This is a genomic window from Dyella sp. PARNA 12/25 (genome assembly GCF_055702865.1).
Genome location: NZ_JBVQCI010000009.1, coordinates 146,080 through 161,266 on the forward strand (window position 1 = coordinate 146,080; position 15,187 = coordinate 161,266).

The window sequence follows — 15,187 nt, forward strand, 5'->3', positions numbered from 1 at the left end:
GGCAGGTGTTTTTCCAGTTGTGCTCCCACCTGAACTTCCCAGCCTAATGTTGAACGGCGAGCCTAGTTAGCAGGCGGAGGGTTGGCGGAGGAGGTCAGCGACGTCATTTCGGCTACTTCCTGAAATTCAGCCAGATATTCGGGTTGGTTCTCTTCCAGCCATCGCATAATGCTTGGTCTCTTAAGCCACTTGGATAGGTAGGCTTTGGCGATGGTCAGCTCCAGGACGTCCTCGCCATAGCTTTCCTCTATGTACTTGGTCCGTTTCTGTGCCGCCGATAGTTCGCGTTCGAGGCGAGCGATCTGCTCGCGCGAGATGTCCTGAGGCCGGTCTTTTGCTCGTTTGATTACAAGTTGATCATCTGGTGTGGCAGCCAGAATGGTCTTGATGAAGCTGGATGAATAGTTCTTCTGCCCGATCATGAGTTCGGTGGCCTCGATCTGGCGCATCGGCTTCATTCGCTTCAGTACTTCGAACACGTTCTTCGGGCACGGGCCATCAGCGAGAAGCTCGGCTACTTCGTCACATATGCCGTCCAGCATTCGAAAGCGGCGCCGTACGGTTGAAACGTCCAACCGTAGCGCACGTGCAAGCCGGTCTTCGTGAGCTCCTTTCTCAATGGCGCGTACGACCATCTTGTGTTCCTGGACAGCGGAGAGGCGACTTATGCGTTTGTTATAGGTATAGGCTTCATCGTCGGTCGCGACTAGGCACTCCACCTCCGTCCAACCAAGCTCCCTAGCTATTTCGATGCGAAGAAGCCCATCGAGCAGGTAGTACGTGTCTTCTTTTTGTGGGTTTGGCACCACAACAGGGCACTCGACCATGCCTATCTCGTGGATGGACGCAGCGATCTGGGTGTACTTGTGACTCTGTTTGAGGGCAGCTCGTAGCGGCTTGAGAGGGACGATCGCGTTGAGCGGGATAACACGCGTCTGGTTCTCAAAGCCTGGCGGCGGCATTTTGTTCGTCATGGCGTGCCTCCCTTTGCCATTCTGCGCTCCAGTGGACTTGGGATGCTATCGAGCCCCTCCTTTCGGAGAATGGCCACGAAGGAGGCCTCTTGGCGAAGATGTTTGAGAGCCTGCACGACGAAGAAAAGACGCTTCTGAGTGAAATCCGCTGTTCGCGCCAGGAGCTGCTGTTTGCCCACCTCCCGCTCAAAGATCCGCCGGAGATTCTCTGCGGTCAGCTTTCTGCTTCCCTTGCGGTTGACTCCGGATGAATGGCGCTCGTTCTTCCCACGTAATGAGCGCTGATCCAAGAGCTTTCGCAGCAAGGCGAGTTTCTTACCTTTGACGACACCGTGCGTATAGGCGTCGGCTAGTGCTTCCTGTATCCCGGCATCATCGCTTCTAGCAATGGTCACCGCGAGACTCACGGGGACAATACCTTTCTCCACGGCAGCGAGGAGTCGTTCTTCGCCTCGTTCCAGCAAGCCGAGGATCATATTGACCCAGGAAGCGGTTACGCCGAGCTTGTCGGCAACCTCGGTGTCGTTGTAGCCGCGCTGATGCAGGCTCTCGATTTCCCGCATGAGTTCCACGGCCTGATGTTGGCGTCGTGCGATATTCTCGACGAGGCTCATGATCATGCAATCCTCTTCATCGGCGGTGATCACGATGCAGGGGATGCGGTCCATTCCAATGATTTGGTATGCCTCAAGGCGACCCTGTCCACAGACCAGGTCGAACGCTTCCTTTCCATCGCCGTTTGCACGCCTGGTGACTGTAATCGGACGTTTGAGACCGATCTTCTCTATGTTCTCTACAATAGCCCGGTACTGACGCTGATTGCGGGCTCTTGGGTTGAGCACATGGATTTGAGATACAGGTACAAGCTCAATGGTTCGCATACCAGTCCTCCATTCAAGCGGCTCTGGCGAAGGCTGATCTCCTTGTCAGAGCGATCAACGGCTCAAGGGAATCGAAGCGATAGGCATCCAAAGTGACCGCGTTGTTGTCTTCCGACAGACGCAGCGGGTGAATTGGCAGATCAATGCGGGGAAAGAAGTAATAGTCGAGGATGGTGCGCTGATCAGCCGCAAGGCGGGCGACCAAGGTGATGTCCGGGGCGAGGCTGGTATCGAAGCGGATTCGCCAACGGAAGGTCCCGCTAGGAAGCTGAAGGCAGCGCGTGAGGACCACTGACAGAGTGAATTCGTCATTGATCCACATGACGTTCGATTGGGTGGGATCGGCGGCGACGCTACCGCAAACCTCCTTGAGGTCGGTCACAATGCTGTCGACGACGTCCGGAAGCATTTGCCGCAGGGATCGATTGATCTCGATGTATCGGTAATCCCGTTGGGCACGAAAGCCAATCAACGAGTACGCCCGAACGAGTCCGCCAAAGCGACTGGCGTAGGAGTGACTTGAGGGCATGCCTTCCTGCTCGTCGATGAGCAGGCCTGATAGGGTGCCTGTTCTCTCGTAGAGGCCTCGAAGCATCGCGAGCATCGTGTCGCTGTCCAGATGCTCGGATCGCGCGGCGACAATGGTCTGAACCCGCTCAAACAGTTCCGGCGCGATGATGGAGTCGAACGCACCGTTGTGCCGAATCCACATGTCTTCGGCGTTCCGCACCCGCTTCTGCTTCAGCTTGAAGGAGGTGCGGTTATAGACGTTGTTGCCGATGTATTTCTCGTTGGTCAGGATCTGGTGGATCGTGCCGCGGGTCCATGGGCGGCCCTGGTCGCTTGTCAGTCCCAAGGAGTTCAGCTCATCGGCGATGGCCCGCTCGTTCTTCTTCGCGTTTAGGAAGGAGTGGTAGATCTCACGGATGACCGCGATCTCTTCGTCAGGACCCGGCACAAGTACCACCCGATCGGTCTGGAGGCTCTTTTGCTCTCCGCGGCCAAGTTGCCCTTTGGGCAGGCGCTGTTCGTCGAGAAGCATCCTGCGAAGGCCGTAACCAGGCGCGCCGCCCTGCCGGAAGCCGAGCTCAATGAGACGGCATTGGCCTTGAAATACCTTGTTGGAAAGCTCCCGGCTGTACTCCCCGGCCATGGCGCGCTTGACGCTCTTCATGATGGTCGCCATGGGGCTGCCATCGTTCTCGAAGGGTTCCGTGCAGTAGAAGACCTTTATTCCTGAGCGTCGGCACAAGTATTCGTAGTAGGCGCTTTCGTCCGCGTCCTGAAACCGGCCCCACCGGCTGATGTCGTAAACAAGAACAGCCCCGAAATCCGGGGATCCAGACTGGACATCGTGGATCAGCCGCTTAAGGGCGTCTCTGCCTTCAAGACGTAGACCGCTCTTGCCCTCGTCCGCATACGTACGAACGATGTCCATCCCGTGCTGGGAGGCGTACTTCGCAATGGCGGCCTGTTGATTCTCAGTGGAGTAGCGCTGGTGGTCGGTGGACATGCGCACGTACTGGGCGGCCCTGATAGGCAGCCCAAGACCACCGTCCGACGGCGCTTCCGCCTTCCAGCCCACTGCCGCACCCATCCCCACGGCCCTGAGGCTTGGGATAATTAGGCAAAATATTGGAGTTTGTCAAGAAAATCCAACATTTGCGACTTTGGCTATCGGGGCTTAACTAGGGACCCGCAGTCGGCTCAACGATGGCGTCCATCAGCCGCAAAAGGGCACTTTGCTGGCCACGAGAAAGAGCCTGATACCGCTCAATCAGGAGAATTTCCTCGGCCAAAGGCGGGCGTGGGAGATTGGACGCTACTAGTTCCCAAGGATGGCATTTCAGCGGTTCTGCCAGTCGCAGGAGCCAATCGACCGTTAGGCGGCGCTTTCCGGTTTCCAGGAGGCTAACTTGCTGATTTGTGGTGCCTGCCTCGGAGGCAAGAGCCTCAAGTGATATCCCTCGAGCTTCACGCATGACCCTGATCCGATTTTCCACGGAGCTATTAGCCTTTGATGGCGAGGTTGCCCTTAGTTTGTATATCAGTCCGGTGCTTAGGGCTACGCACTAACCAGTGCTGGCTAGTGCGAGGGTTTCCTGAGTACTCGTGTGCAGATGGCGAGAGGTACATTCGACCCAAGACGAGTCGGAAATAAGTGCTGTACCCATAACTCTCGCAAGTATGGGACTAACCGCATTCGCGATCTGCAGTCTCTGGCTCGTTATCCCGGCCCTGAAGTGAAAGGTATCGGGAAAGCCCTGAAGTCTCGCGCCTTCACGCGCAGTAAGTCCTCTGTTCTGGAACGGATGGATACATCGAGTTCCGCTCGGCTTGCCCATGTTCTGCGTCACCGCAACAGCAGGCGACGCGCTGTGCAGCCGGGAGTAGCTGTTGTGAAATCCGCTGCTTGGCTGATATCTGTCTGGAATATGCTGCCTATTTCCACCATCCGGGATGAAGGAAATCGCCTTGACGAGATGTGCTGGATGAGCACTGGCAACGTGCCCCTGAAGTATCTTTGATCCTCTTCTCATCTCGCGCTGGAACTTGGTGCGAGGAGCACTTGTGTACACGTCAGCGCCTTCGCCCGGAAGAAGCGAGGGCAGATCCCCAATGGCATCCCAAACGGATGTGAAGCTGTTTGCGTTGGTCGGTTCGGGCCTCGTGAATTCCAGGCCTTCGATGTTGCCAACGAAAAAGATTCGATGGCGTAGCTGAGGCACCCCGTAGTCCGCAGACCTAACCACAAGTGACGTAACGGTATAGCCAAGCTTGGAAAATAGTTTGGAGACCTCAGAAACAAAGTCCATGTCCCTCAGGCCGACGACATTCTCGACCAGAAAGCCCCTAGGGCGAAGAATGCTGACGATCCGCGCGAAATCCCGCACGAGCCGATTACGGGGATCGTCACGCTCGCGCTTGCCAACGGTACTAAACCCTTGGCACGGAGGGCCGCCAACCACCCAATCTGGCGAATTAGATAGGACGTCTCGCAGTGAGCGCTCGGTTACGTTCTTGATGTCCTGAAGAACAACCGGATGATCTGGGAAGTTGGTGCTGTAGGTTTCAACTGCGTCTTTCCAGTTATCTATGGCTAGCAGTGGCCTCCAGCCTGCCTGCGACAGGCCCAGCGAAAGCCCACCCGCACCACTAAACAGCTCAACAAAGCTTGTCATTTCTTTCGCTGCTTTTGTTCTTTCGAAAATTCAAGGTAGAGCTCGCCAGCTCGTTTTAGCTGTGAGCGGACGCTCATTGTCATCGCGGCATAAGCTCTGCTTCGAATCAACAGAGCCGCCAAGTCTGTTGCATCTCCTGCGGCTTCAAAGTTCACCGTTGAGCAGAGGCGGCGCAGGCGAGAGCAGGTATTGCTGACGACCCGAGACGTGAAGCTGTGCTTATGTGCAAGCCACTCGCGAAACTCCGGCTCCCTCTCCAGTTCAGATTTTGCTTGAGGCATAAGAAGGCGACCATATAGTCTCGGCGGTGGCAGCCTAACAATTCACATGGATGACGTCAATAAATTGACGTCAGGATCAGGATGAGTACTACATCGCACGGGCTCCTCGGCGAGCTACACAAGCAGTTCAAAGGTCGCAAGTTTTCGGCCGGCCTGTTAGTCGCTTTGATCGACTTCCTCGGGGCATTGGCTGTGTTCGACGACTCGGCCGTTAATACGTATGAGCAGTTGCTGGCGAAGTACGAGCGACAAACCTCCATAAAAGGAGGGCGTCCTGCAAATACTCTGATTTTGAATGTTGGCGAGGGGCAGTCTCTTAGCTTGAGATGGTTCTATGACCGGGTGGAGACTTTCTTTCGGAGTGACCAGAAGCGGTTCGACTATCCGAGTTGCGCGCCACATGCCACGCAAGCATGGCCAGATTACGTTGCTTGGATAGATGCACTGTGTGGCCTGTCTGCTGAAGATGCCAGCCGTCTGCGAGCCGAGGTTGTTGATTTCGTGCTGGCTGAATTGCCAAATCAGGCGTTCGTTCCGGGTTCGGTTGTGCGCGAGCCGCCGCTATTTAGGATCCTTCTTCAGGAATTTGATTTCGAGAAGCAGCACAAGGGAGAGCTGACCGGCGCCGCCTATCAGGGATTTGTGTTCGGTTTCATTCGTGCCGATAACCCTCACCTGCAAGTAGAGATCGATAAAGTTAGGACTGGGAGCAAGCGTCTTCAGCGCATCGGGGACATCGATGCATGGGAAGGCGAGAGACTGGCTGTGTCTGCTGAGGTCAAGCAATTCGTCGTCGGAACCGAGGACCTTCCGCAGTTGGCTGCGTTTGAGAATGCGACGGATCAGCGAGGGGCTATCGGCATAGTCGCAGCGCTTAGGTTCACCTCCGAGGCGCAAGAGCGGCTGGCCGAGGGAGGGCTTAATGCCATGTCGAAAGCCGACTTGCTTCGAATAGTGCGCCTATGGGACCCGATGAAGCAGCGGACTGCTTTGGCCTCCCTCCTTTACTATGTGAAGCACGTCGAGAAGAGTTCTGCGCTAGGCAAGCGACTCGATGTTCACATCGAGCAGATCCGTAGCTTGTTTGATCGACCTGGTAATGGAAGCGACGACTGATTGGTGCTGCTGATTAGAGCGTTAGTGTTTCCACCGGGACTCGGCTCAGCGCGGTCCTATCAGATCATTGACGTGACGAGCCGGCTCGCTTGGGGATATCGTTCAAACACACTCGGGAAGAGGTGGTGAGTCGATAATTGAATCGACGTTGCCGACACGAAACGGGGGAGGGATTACGTGAATCAACCAGCTTCCAGCGCACAACAATTGACTCTCAGGTTTGCGCACAACGTCATTGAACATTTGGGTCTAAAGCTATACCAGAACAAGCCAACGAACGTGTTGGCGGAGCTCGTGTCCAACTCTTGGGATGCGATGGCTACTAACGTATTTGTAGATCTCGGCACGTCCGATCAAGGTGTGCCCACGGCCATCAACGTGTTCGATGATGGTCGTGGGATGAGCAAAAATGACCTGGTTACCAGCTATCTCGTGGTAGGTCAGCCAAAGCCCAGGCCATCGATGGCGGCCAAGAATCCCAATGACCGATATCCCATGGGTAGAAAGGGGATTGGCAAGCTCGCCCCATTTGGGATCGCGCGCATTGTCCATGTGGTGACGGTTCAGGGCGGCGTTGCAATGTGGTTGCGATTTGACTATTCGGCGATGCTGGCGGCCGAAACTCAAGATGCTTCAGCCACGGCGATATATGCGCCGCAAGTTCTCGCCGACGAAGTTCCCATTGAAGAACTCTCCGCCAACGCTGAGTCTGAAATGCAGGAAGCACTGAATAAGTTCCGCACCGCGATTGCGGAATCAGGTTCGGGGACGCTTATTCATGCCACTGCACTTACTATCAGAAAGCCAATATCAACGATCCGGCTGCGCGAATCCCTGGGTAGAAGGTTTACGGTCACACTGGCCAGGCCCGATTTCAAGGTACATGTCAACGGCGCCGCTCTTGCCGAAACAGATGTTTTCCCAGAGTGGGAGCTGCGCATTCCATCAAAGGGCGTTACAGAGCACGTACTGAATACATCGGTTGGCAATAGGTCGGTCAAATTCTGGGTTGGATTCGTGAAGTCTGCGAGTTGGTCTCAAGAGGAGGCCGGTGTTGGTGTCTATGCGCATGGGAAAATCGCTCAGGACCGGCCGTTCTTCTTTGGAGTGAAAGGGCGCGAGATATTCTCTCGGTATATGTACGCCGTGGTCGAAGCAGATTGGATTGACGAGCTGCATCAGGACACGATCTCTACTGATCGTACGAGCGTCAATTGGGAAGACCCCGATCTGGAGTCGCTGCACAGTTGGGGAGCCCAATCAGTCGTTTCGTGGATCAACGCCTACGAACAGCGAAGAAAGGAAGTTGCTAAGGCTGAGGACACAGCGTTGGTTGACGGATTCCTGAATCAATCATCAGATATCAAGCTAAGAGACTCGGAGAAAAACCACCTGGTCGAACTCATCACGGATGTCACGCCTCGCCTTGGTAAAGATCAAGATGCGAAAATTCGTCTTGTAGAAGCGGCCGCGAAGGCATGGGTTCATGAGCCTGCCCGAAAGCTAATCAAACAACTGTGGTCTCAAGTGACAACCTTTGAACCCTCGGCGTTTGTGACGTCCGTGAATAGGTTGAACGACGAACTGGTGCCAGAGAGCTTGTCGCTGGCTGTGGCATTCTCCCTCCGCGTTTTTGCGTTGACCCAGCTTCATGGGCACATCCTTAAAGGACAAGAAACGCAGCTGCAGCAGCTCATTGAGAACTTCCCTTGGATCCTGCACACAAAATATGAGCGGTTTGTCTATCGCAAATCACTGGCCAACATCGTCAAGGATGAGGCCGCACTGATAGAGAAACGGAATCCATTTCCTCCGATACCGGCCGATCGGACGCTACCTGACTTCGTGTTCTTTGGTACGGCAGAAGACCGGGAAATACTGGTGGTCGAACTCAAGGGGCCGGGCGATGTCGCGGAGCTTGAGGAATACCAGCAATTAAACGCTTATGTAATGTACTTGGCTTCGCGCTTCCAGAGCGCAAAAGTATCGGGTTTGCTGGTGTCTGGAGGCCACGCCTCATATCTCTCGAGTCACCGTTCACTAGCGATCGAGTTTGAGACCTGGGACGCTGTGTTACTTCGGTCTAGGCGGGGCCACATGGATCTTCTAACGGCGCTCCTGGTTGGAACCGATCCGGTCGGTGACGACGCTCGTGTACAACAGGTTTGCGAATTGGGCGGCCAGGCTGTGCAAGATTTCCTCACGCAGATGAGCGCCAAGGAACCGCTACTTCGAGATTTGGTGAACAGATTGAAGCCAGTTCCCGGATCACCGATACCCAACCCTTAAACGGTTTTCCAAGCTATCGGGCGAATCATTCGAGGCATAGATCGCTGATCATGTCCAATAGGCCCAAAAAAGACGACCACTACGCAAATGTGGAGTCCGCCACTCGCCACCGGATGCGAGCGGTGCGTCGGTACAATACAGCACCCGAAATGCTAGTACGGTGCTTGTTGCATTCCATGGGCTACCGATTTCGCCTGCATCGGAGAGACTTGCCCGGCTCGCCCGATGTCGTGCTCCCGCGACATCGCAAGGTCATTTTGGTCCATGGTTGTTTTTGGCATGGCCATGAGGGGTGCGAAAGGGCTGGCCTGCCAAACAACAATAGAGACACTTGGCGGGCCAAGATAAAAAGTAATCAATCTCGTGATCAAAGAAACATCAAAGCACTTCACGAGCTTGGATGGGACGTGATTGTGATCTGGGAGTGTGAGCTTCGAGAGTCTGAGCGCGTAGCTTGCCGCCTACGGGAATTCATTTCCAACGGCTAACCCATACGGTCGACGACATCACTTGCCTAGGCACTTTGCGGCTGCCAGCTGGCAGGCGACAGCCGGCTCATTGACTTCACATGCTCAGAATACGCGATCCTCCGACAGCCAGGTCGCCGACGAAGTCCTGAGCGTGGGCCGACCGCTCAGTCGCATAGATTCCCTAGGGCGCGGATTTCTTGGCACAGCAAGGGGCTGGTGGCCCGTTTTTGGCCCCAAATCCACGCAGGATGACGGCAATTAACAGATTTTCATGTATTTCAGGCAACAAGCGAACGGCATAGTTTGTCCAAGGGTCAAACGCCAAAGTTTGTGCACCCAGCACAAGGTATGCCCTTGGGAACAACCACGTACCCGTTCTACGGGATCGACCAGAAAATCAATTGCACCACGGCGGCGCATTGTCCATGATGGTGCAATGAGCGAAACGGCAGGCCGTGCGTGGGCTGAGCCTCTGGCGACCGGTGTGGCGCTGGCGGATGCGCAGCTGCGTCTGTTGTGGGTCAATCCGGCCTTGGCGGAGTTGCTGGATATCGGGCCGCGCAGCGCAGTGGGTCAATCGCTGGCGGTATTGCTGCACCAGCCGGCGTGGATGGCCTTGGCGGAACGTGCATTGCGGGAACCATCGCCGCTGCAGTTGCGCGGCGTGGAGATACCGTCCGCCCGTGGCGAGACCGCGCATATGGACGTGTCGATGCAAGGCCTGCCCAGCGGTGAGCTGCTGGTGGAAGTGCACGCATTGGCACCCGCTGTTGCAGCGGAGACGCCGCTCTCGGCGACCCTGCGTGGCTTTGCCCACGAAGTGAAGAACCCGCTGGCTGGTCTGCGCGGTGCGGCGCAGCTGCTGCACCGGCGCGTGGAAAATGAGCAGTTGCGTGCGTTGGCGGGGCTGGTGATCGCCGAAGCGGATCGACTCACCACCTTGGCCAATCGTCTGTTGCGTCAGGACGGCGCGGCGCCAAAGCTCGGCCCGGTGAATATCCACGAGCGCCTGGAACGACTGGGCGACCTGCTGCTGGCGGAAGCAACGCCGCCATCGTTGCGCCACGACTACGACCCCAGTCTTCCCGACGTGTTTGGCGATGCAGATCGTTTACTCCAACTGTTGCTCAATCTCGCACGCAATGCCATCGAAGCCGGTGCGCGCACACTGACTTTTCGCACCAGGGCAGAACCCGGCGTGCGGCTGGGTGATGGCATGGCACGCATGGCCTTGCGCGTTGACGTAATGGACGACGGCCCCGGTGTGCCTGCCCATCTGCGCGACACCTTGTTTGAACCGTTGGTATCGGGTCGCGCCGACGGCAGTGGGTTGGGGTTGGCGTTGGCGCGCGAGATCGCGCGCGAGCATGGCGGTGAACTGCGCCACGCGAGCCGACCGGGCGAAACCGTGTTCTCCCTCTATCTGCCAATGGGGCACGCCCATGACTGAGCAAGACTCTGCGATCTGGATCGCCGACGACGACCGCGGCGTGCGTTTCGTACTGGCGGAAGCACTGCGCGATGCCGGCCTCGACGTGCGCGAGTTCAGCGATGCCGAGGAAGTGCGCGCAGCTCTGGGTAAAGCATCTCCCGCGCTGCTGCTCACCGATGTGCGCATGCCCGGCGAAGGCGGGCTGGCGCTGGTGGCGGCATTGAAAGCGCAGGGCATTGGGCCGGTGATCGTGATGAGTGCGTTTACCGACGTCGCCACCACGGCGGCTGCCTATCGAGCAGGTGCAGTGGACTACCTGGCCAAGCCGTTTGATCTCGACCAGGCCGTGGCCGCCGTGCAGCGGGCACTTGCCGATGTGCCGTCGGCTGCTGCGGCACCGACACCGCAGCCTGCACCCACGCATGCGCTGTTGGGCGAGAGCCCGGCAATGCGCGAAGTGTTTCGCCTGATCGGTCGCGTCGCAGCCAGTGATCTCAATGTGCTGATCACTGGCGAAACCGGCACCGGCAAGGAGCTGGTGGCGCGTGCGCTGCACGAGGAAAGCAGCCGCCGCGACAAGCCGTTTGTGGCGCTCAACACCGCCGCCATTCCCAGCGAATTGCTGGAAAGTGAGCTGTTCGGCCACGAAGCGGGTGCCTTCACCGGTGCCACGCGCCGTCATGCAGGGCGCTTTGAGCAGGCGGAAGGCGGCACGCTGTTTCTCGATGAAATCGGCGACATGCCGCTCGCCTTGCAAACGCGATTGCTGCGCGTGCTGGCGGGTGGCGAGTTTTATCGCGTGGGTGGGCGCCAGCTCATTCGCGGCGACGTGCGCATCATCGCGGCCACCCATCAGGATCTGGATACACGCGTCGCCGCCGGACAATTCCGTGCCGACCTCAAGCATCGTCTCGACGTCGTGCGCATCGACCTGCCGCCGCTGCGGCAGCGCCGCACCGACATACCGTTGCTGGCGCAGCATTTCCTCGCCGCTGCCGCGCAGGAGTTGAAGGTACCTCCCAAGCGCTTTTCCAAGGCCGCGTTGAAGGCCATCGCGCAGCGCGAATTTTCGGGCAATGTGCGCGAACTGGAAAACCTCTGTCGACGCCTGGCAGTGATCGCACCAGGTGTGGAAATCTTGCCGGCCGATCTCGGCGCATTCACTGCCAGCAGCAGCGCCGGGGGCTGGACCGAGGCGCTGCGCGAGTGGGCTACGCAGGCGTTGGCGGATGGCGAGCTCGACATTCATACGCGCGCTCGCAATGCGCTGGACCAGACCTTGCTGCAGGTATCGCTCGAAGCGCACGAAGGCCACCGCCAGCATGCAGCGGCGGCACTTGGCGTAGGCCGCAATACTCTGACCCGCAAGCTTGGCGCGTCGCGCACGCGTCGACCTTCCAAACCCTGAGCAACGCATCATGACGATCACCGTCCGCATCGCCACCCGCGCCGACATGGCCAATATCGCGCAATGGAACAGCGCCATGGCCTGGGAAACGGAACGAAAGGAGCTTGATTCAGCGACCATCGAACGTGGCGTAGCCGCCGTCTTCGACGAACCTCGGCGCGGCTTCTATCTCGTTGCCGAACGTGACGGTACGCCCTGCGGTTGCCTGCTGGTGACCTACGAATGGAGTGATTGGCGCGCTGGTGATTTCTGGTGGATCCAGAGCGTGTACGTGGTGGAGGCCATGCGGCGCGAAGGTGTATTTCGCCGTCTTTACGAAGATGTGCAGCAGCGCGCGAAGGATGCTGGCGCCGTGGGCCTGCGCCTGTATGTGGAGACGGAGAACGAACGCGCCCAACGCACCTATGCCGGGCTGGGCATGGAGCGTTGCCACTATTTCATGTACGAGACGGAGTTTGCTGCTGAGGCGTGAAGGTCCGCCGTGCTCGTTGTAGGAGCGCACTTGTGCGCGACCGGGGCGTCAAGGAGCGCACGCGCTGTCGGTTTGTCGCGCACCAGTGCGCTCCTACAGAAAGCGGCTATCGCTCACGCCGGCAACAATCGCCGGCTGAATTCCTCCGGCGGCTGCGCCGTGCCGTACAGAAAGCCTTGCAGTAGCGAGCATCCGGCGCGACGCAGGTGCTCGGCCTGCGCCTGCGTTTCCACACCCTCGGCCACCACGGTCATGTCCAATCCGTGCGCCATCGCGATGATCGCGTCGGTGATGGCGGCGTTGTCGGCATCGGTGGCGATGTCGCGCACGAAAGTGCGGTCGATCTTCAACGCATCAATGGGGAAGTACTTCAGGTACGACAAGCTGCAATAGCCCGTACCGAAGTCGTCCAGCGCCAGGCTGACGCCAAGCGCCTTGATGTGCTGCATCAGTGCACGGCTCTGGTCGCCAGCGGACATCACCATGCGTTCGGTAAGTTCCAGCTCGATCAGTGAAGGCGGCAACTGGGCCTCCTGCAGTGCAGATTCCAGTACGGCGTGGAAATTCGGATGCTGGAACTGCGGCGCTGCCACATTCACTGCTACCACGATGGCCCGCCCCGCGCGATACCACTCACCCGCCTGTCGACAGGCCTCCCGGATCACCCACTCGCCGATGGGCACGATCAGGCCGCTTTCCTCGGCGACGGGAATGAACTGGTCGGGCTGGTACACATCATGTCCGTCGACCTGCCAGCGCAACAGCGCTTCGGCACCCACGATGAGCCCGGTGCGAGCGTCGACCTTGGGTTGGTAGTGCAGGTGCAGGTCACCCCGGCGCAGCGCCTTGCGCAGATCCTGCTCGATGCGCAGACGTGCCGTGGAGCGCTCGCTCATCGATGGCGTAAAGAAGCGGTACTCATTGCGTCCCTGCATCTTCACCTCGTACGTGGCGATGTCGGCGTTGCGCAGCATGGACTCGGCATCGTGCGCGTCATCCGGGTACATGCTGATGCCCACGCTGAACGTGACGACGAAATCTCCGATGCGGCTGGCGCTGGAAATCGACCACACGCGCATCAGCTTCTCGCACAGCTGGCTGGCGCTGATGCGCCCATCCACTCGCGATAGCAGCACCACGAACTCATCACCGCCCACCCGGCTCACGGTGTCTTCATTGCGCAGATTGAGACGCAGGTATTCGGCAAAGGCGCGCAGCAGCCCGTCACCGACCGCGTGGCCCAGCGATTCGTTGATCTGCTTGAACTGATCCAGATCGATGTGCAGCAGGGCAGCCTGGTCGTGACGGCGCGCCGCAGCGCTCACCACCTGCTCCAGGCGCGACTGCAACAGGCTGCGATTGGGCAGGCCGGTAAGTGTGTCGTGCTGGGCGAGGTGGGCCATCTTTAGTGCCAGCGCACGCGTTTCGCTGACATCATGGAACACCAGCACGCCGCCGATCACGCTGCCGGCGTGGTCGTGAATGGACGCGGCAGAATCTTCGATAGGCGTTTCGAAACCATTGCGATGGAGCAGCACGGCGTCACCCTTCAGCTCCACGATGGCATCGCGCGCGATGGCGTCAAGCAGCGGGTTGTGCAGTGGGGCGCGAGTCCGGCTGTCGATCAGCTTGAACACCTCGTTCATTGGCTTGCCGACCGCTTCGGCATGACCCCAGCCGGTCATCGCCTCGGCGATGGGGTTGAGCGAGGTCACGCGATGCTGCAGGTCGGTGGTGATCACCGCATCACCGATGGAGCGCAAGGTCACTTCGGCCAGCTCGCGTTCGCGGAACAGGGCTTCCTCGTATGCCTTGCGCTGGCTGATATCCATGATCTGCGCCACCGCGTGATACGGCTGGCCGTCTGTGCCACGCACGACCGACACGCTGAGCAGCACGTGCACCGGATGGCCATCGCGATGGATGTAGCGTTTCTCCAGCTGATACGTCTCGTGGCTGCCTTCCCTGAGTGCGCGGGAGAGTTCAAGCGAAGCAGGCAAGTCGTCGACATGGGTCATCTCGGGCAGCGAGCGCGCCAGGAGTTCCTGTTCGGTGTAACCCAGCATCTGGCACAGCGCGTCGTTGACCCGCAGCATCTGCCCTGTGGTGGTCACCAGCGCCATGCCGATCGGTGCGTGCTGGAATGCGCCGTAGAAGCGCTGTTCGCTTTCGCGAAGCTGAGTTTCCAGCACGTGTCGTGCGGTGATGTCGATGAACACGGTGAACACACCGCGCACGCGGCCCTCTTCATCGAAGTCGGGCTGGAAGTTGCCATGCACGTAGCAACGCGCAGTGCCGGTGAAGAGGTCGCCCTCGTAGACCGCCGGTTCGCCGGCCAACGCCTGGTCCAGGCACGCGCCCGCTTGCTGCAGGCTCCACGCATCCATCACCTCATCTACCGTGCGGCCCACCATCCGCTGAGGGTCGGCGCCGATCCACGCCTGATGGGTTCCGTTGACGAAGCGAAAGCGACGGTTGACGTCGATGTAGGTGATGAGTGCGGGTGCGCCCTGCAACACGTGGGCGGGCCATTGCGCCTGGCCGCCGGCAGGTACGAACTCGTTGTCGGATGGATGCATCTGGGTTACGGCCCGCTGGCGCACCATCCGCGCCCATCGGCGCATCATGCGCCAAGTGGGCGCCGCTGTGCAGATGGGCGGTGCGTGTTGGCCGAACCCGTGT

General features: G+C 58.6%; 12 protein-coding genes. 6 read left to right on the forward strand and 6 right to left on the reverse strand.

Annotated features, from left to right (window positions below; genetic code table 11):
* Positions 1-62: 62 nt before the first annotated feature.
* From AC0GUR_RS16860 to AC0GUR_RS16880, 5 genes are all read right to left on the reverse strand, one after another.
* The gene (locus tag AC0GUR_RS16860; RefSeq protein WP_472878661.1) at positions 63-974 is read right to left on the reverse strand and encodes a plasmid partitioning protein RepB C-terminal domain-containing protein; all 912 of its coding nucleotides are present in this window, start codon (positions 972-974) and stop codon (positions 63-65) included.
* Positions 971-1,855 carry a plasmid partitioning protein RepB C-terminal domain-containing protein gene (locus AC0GUR_RS16865; protein WP_472878662.1) on the reverse strand — a complete coding sequence of 295 codons (885 nt, stop codon included), beginning with the start codon at positions 1,853-1,855 and terminating at the stop codon, positions 971-973. The genes AC0GUR_RS16860 and AC0GUR_RS16865 overlap by 4 nt, the downstream gene beginning before the upstream one ends.
* A gap of 13 nt (positions 1,856-1,868) precedes the next feature.
* Positions 1,869-3,452 (reverse strand): recombinase family protein, encoded by a 1,584-nt coding sequence (locus AC0GUR_RS16870; protein ID WP_472878663.1) that lies wholly within the window; start codon positions 3,450-3,452, stop codon positions 1,869-1,871.
* A 91-nt stretch (positions 3,453-3,543) separates the two neighbouring features.
* Positions 3,544-3,837 carry a helix-turn-helix domain-containing protein gene (locus AC0GUR_RS16875; RefSeq protein ID WP_472878664.1) on the reverse strand — a complete coding sequence of 98 codons (294 nt, stop codon included), beginning with the start codon at positions 3,835-3,837 and terminating at the stop codon, positions 3,544-3,546.
* Positions 3,838-3,927: 90 nt separating this feature from the next.
* Entirely contained in the window at positions 3,928-5,037 is a 1,110-nt protein-coding gene (locus tag AC0GUR_RS16880) for a DNA cytosine methyltransferase (protein WP_472878665.1), read from the reverse strand.
* 362 nt (positions 5,038-5,399) lie between these two features.
* Between AC0GUR_RS16880 and AC0GUR_RS16885 the strand changes: the two genes are divergently transcribed.
* The 6 genes from AC0GUR_RS16885 (at position 5,400) to AC0GUR_RS16910 (ending at position 12,505) form a co-directional block, all read left to right on the forward strand.
* Complete coding sequence (locus tag AC0GUR_RS16885; protein WP_472878666.1) at positions 5,400-6,434, forward strand: hypothetical protein; 1,035 nt, start codon at positions 5,400-5,402, stop codon at positions 6,432-6,434.
* A 177-nt stretch (positions 6,435-6,611) separates the two neighbouring features.
* Positions 6,612-8,723 (forward strand): ATP-binding protein, encoded by a 2,112-nt coding sequence (locus tag AC0GUR_RS16890; protein WP_472878667.1) that lies wholly within the window; start codon positions 6,612-6,614, stop codon positions 8,721-8,723.
* A 50-nt stretch (positions 8,724-8,773) separates the two neighbouring features.
* The gene (locus AC0GUR_RS16895) at positions 8,774-9,211 is read left to right on the forward strand and encodes a very short patch repair endonuclease (RefSeq protein WP_472878668.1); all 438 of its coding nucleotides are present in this window, start codon (positions 8,774-8,776) and stop codon (positions 9,209-9,211) included.
* A gap of 418 nt (positions 9,212-9,629) precedes the next feature.
* Positions 9,630-10,643 (forward strand): two-component system sensor histidine kinase NtrB, encoded by a 1,014-nt coding sequence (locus AC0GUR_RS16900; RefSeq protein ID WP_472878669.1) that lies wholly within the window; start codon positions 9,630-9,632, stop codon positions 10,641-10,643.
* Positions 10,636-12,033: a nitrogen regulation protein NR(I) gene (gene ntrC / locus AC0GUR_RS16905; protein WP_472878670.1), complete on the forward strand. Its 1,398-nt coding sequence runs from the start codon at positions 10,636-10,638 to the stop codon at positions 12,031-12,033. The genes AC0GUR_RS16900 and ntrC overlap by 8 nt, the downstream gene beginning before the upstream one ends.
* A gap of 10 nt (positions 12,034-12,043) precedes the next feature.
* Positions 12,044-12,505 (forward strand): GNAT family N-acetyltransferase, encoded by a 462-nt coding sequence (locus AC0GUR_RS16910; RefSeq protein WP_472878671.1) that lies wholly within the window; start codon positions 12,044-12,046, stop codon positions 12,503-12,505.
* Between the two features lie 113 nt (positions 12,506-12,618).
* On the opposite strand, the gene AC0GUR_RS16915 is transcribed toward AC0GUR_RS16910, so the two are convergent.
* A complete protein-coding gene (locus tag AC0GUR_RS16915) occupies positions 12,619-15,132 on the reverse strand; it encodes a sensor domain-containing protein (protein WP_472878672.1) in 2,514 nt (837 codons plus the stop codon).
* Positions 15,133-15,187 lie beyond the last annotated feature (55 nt).

Coding starts and splice junctions, on each gene's coding strand:
- AC0GUR_RS16865 (WP_472878662.1), bottom strand. CDS start 1,855: ATGCGAACCATTGAGCTTGTACCTGTATCTCAAATCCATGTGCTCAAC.
- AC0GUR_RS16860 (WP_472878661.1), bottom strand. CDS start 974: ATGACGAACAAAATGCCGCCGCCAGGCTTTGAGAACCAGACGCGTGTT.
- ntrC (WP_472878670.1), top strand. CDS start 10,636: ATGACTGAGCAAGACTCTGCGATCTGGATCGCCGACGACGACCGCGGC.
- AC0GUR_RS16880 (WP_472878665.1), bottom strand. CDS start 5,037: ATGACAAGCTTTGTTGAGCTGTTTAGTGGTGCGGGTGGGCTTTCGCTG.
- AC0GUR_RS16900 (WP_472878669.1), top strand. CDS start 9,630: ATGAGCGAAACGGCAGGCCGTGCGTGGGCTGAGCCTCTGGCGACCGGT.
- AC0GUR_RS16885 (WP_472878666.1), top strand. CDS start 5,400: ATGAGTACTACATCGCACGGGCTCCTCGGCGAGCTACACAAGCAGTTC.
- AC0GUR_RS16915 (WP_472878672.1), bottom strand. CDS start 15,132: ATGATGCGCCGATGGGCGCGGATGGTGCGCCAGCGGGCCGTAACCCAG.
- AC0GUR_RS16870 (WP_472878663.1), bottom strand. CDS start 3,452: ATGGGTGCGGCAGTGGGCTGGAAGGCGGAAGCGCCGTCGGACGGTGGT.
- AC0GUR_RS16895 (WP_472878668.1), top strand. CDS start 8,774: ATGTCCAATAGGCCCAAAAAAGACGACCACTACGCAAATGTGGAGTCC.
- AC0GUR_RS16910 (WP_472878671.1), top strand. CDS start 12,044: ATGACGATCACCGTCCGCATCGCCACCCGCGCCGACATGGCCAATATC.
- AC0GUR_RS16875 (WP_472878664.1), bottom strand. CDS start 3,837: ATGCGTGAAGCTCGAGGGATATCACTTGAGGCTCTTGCCTCCGAGGCA.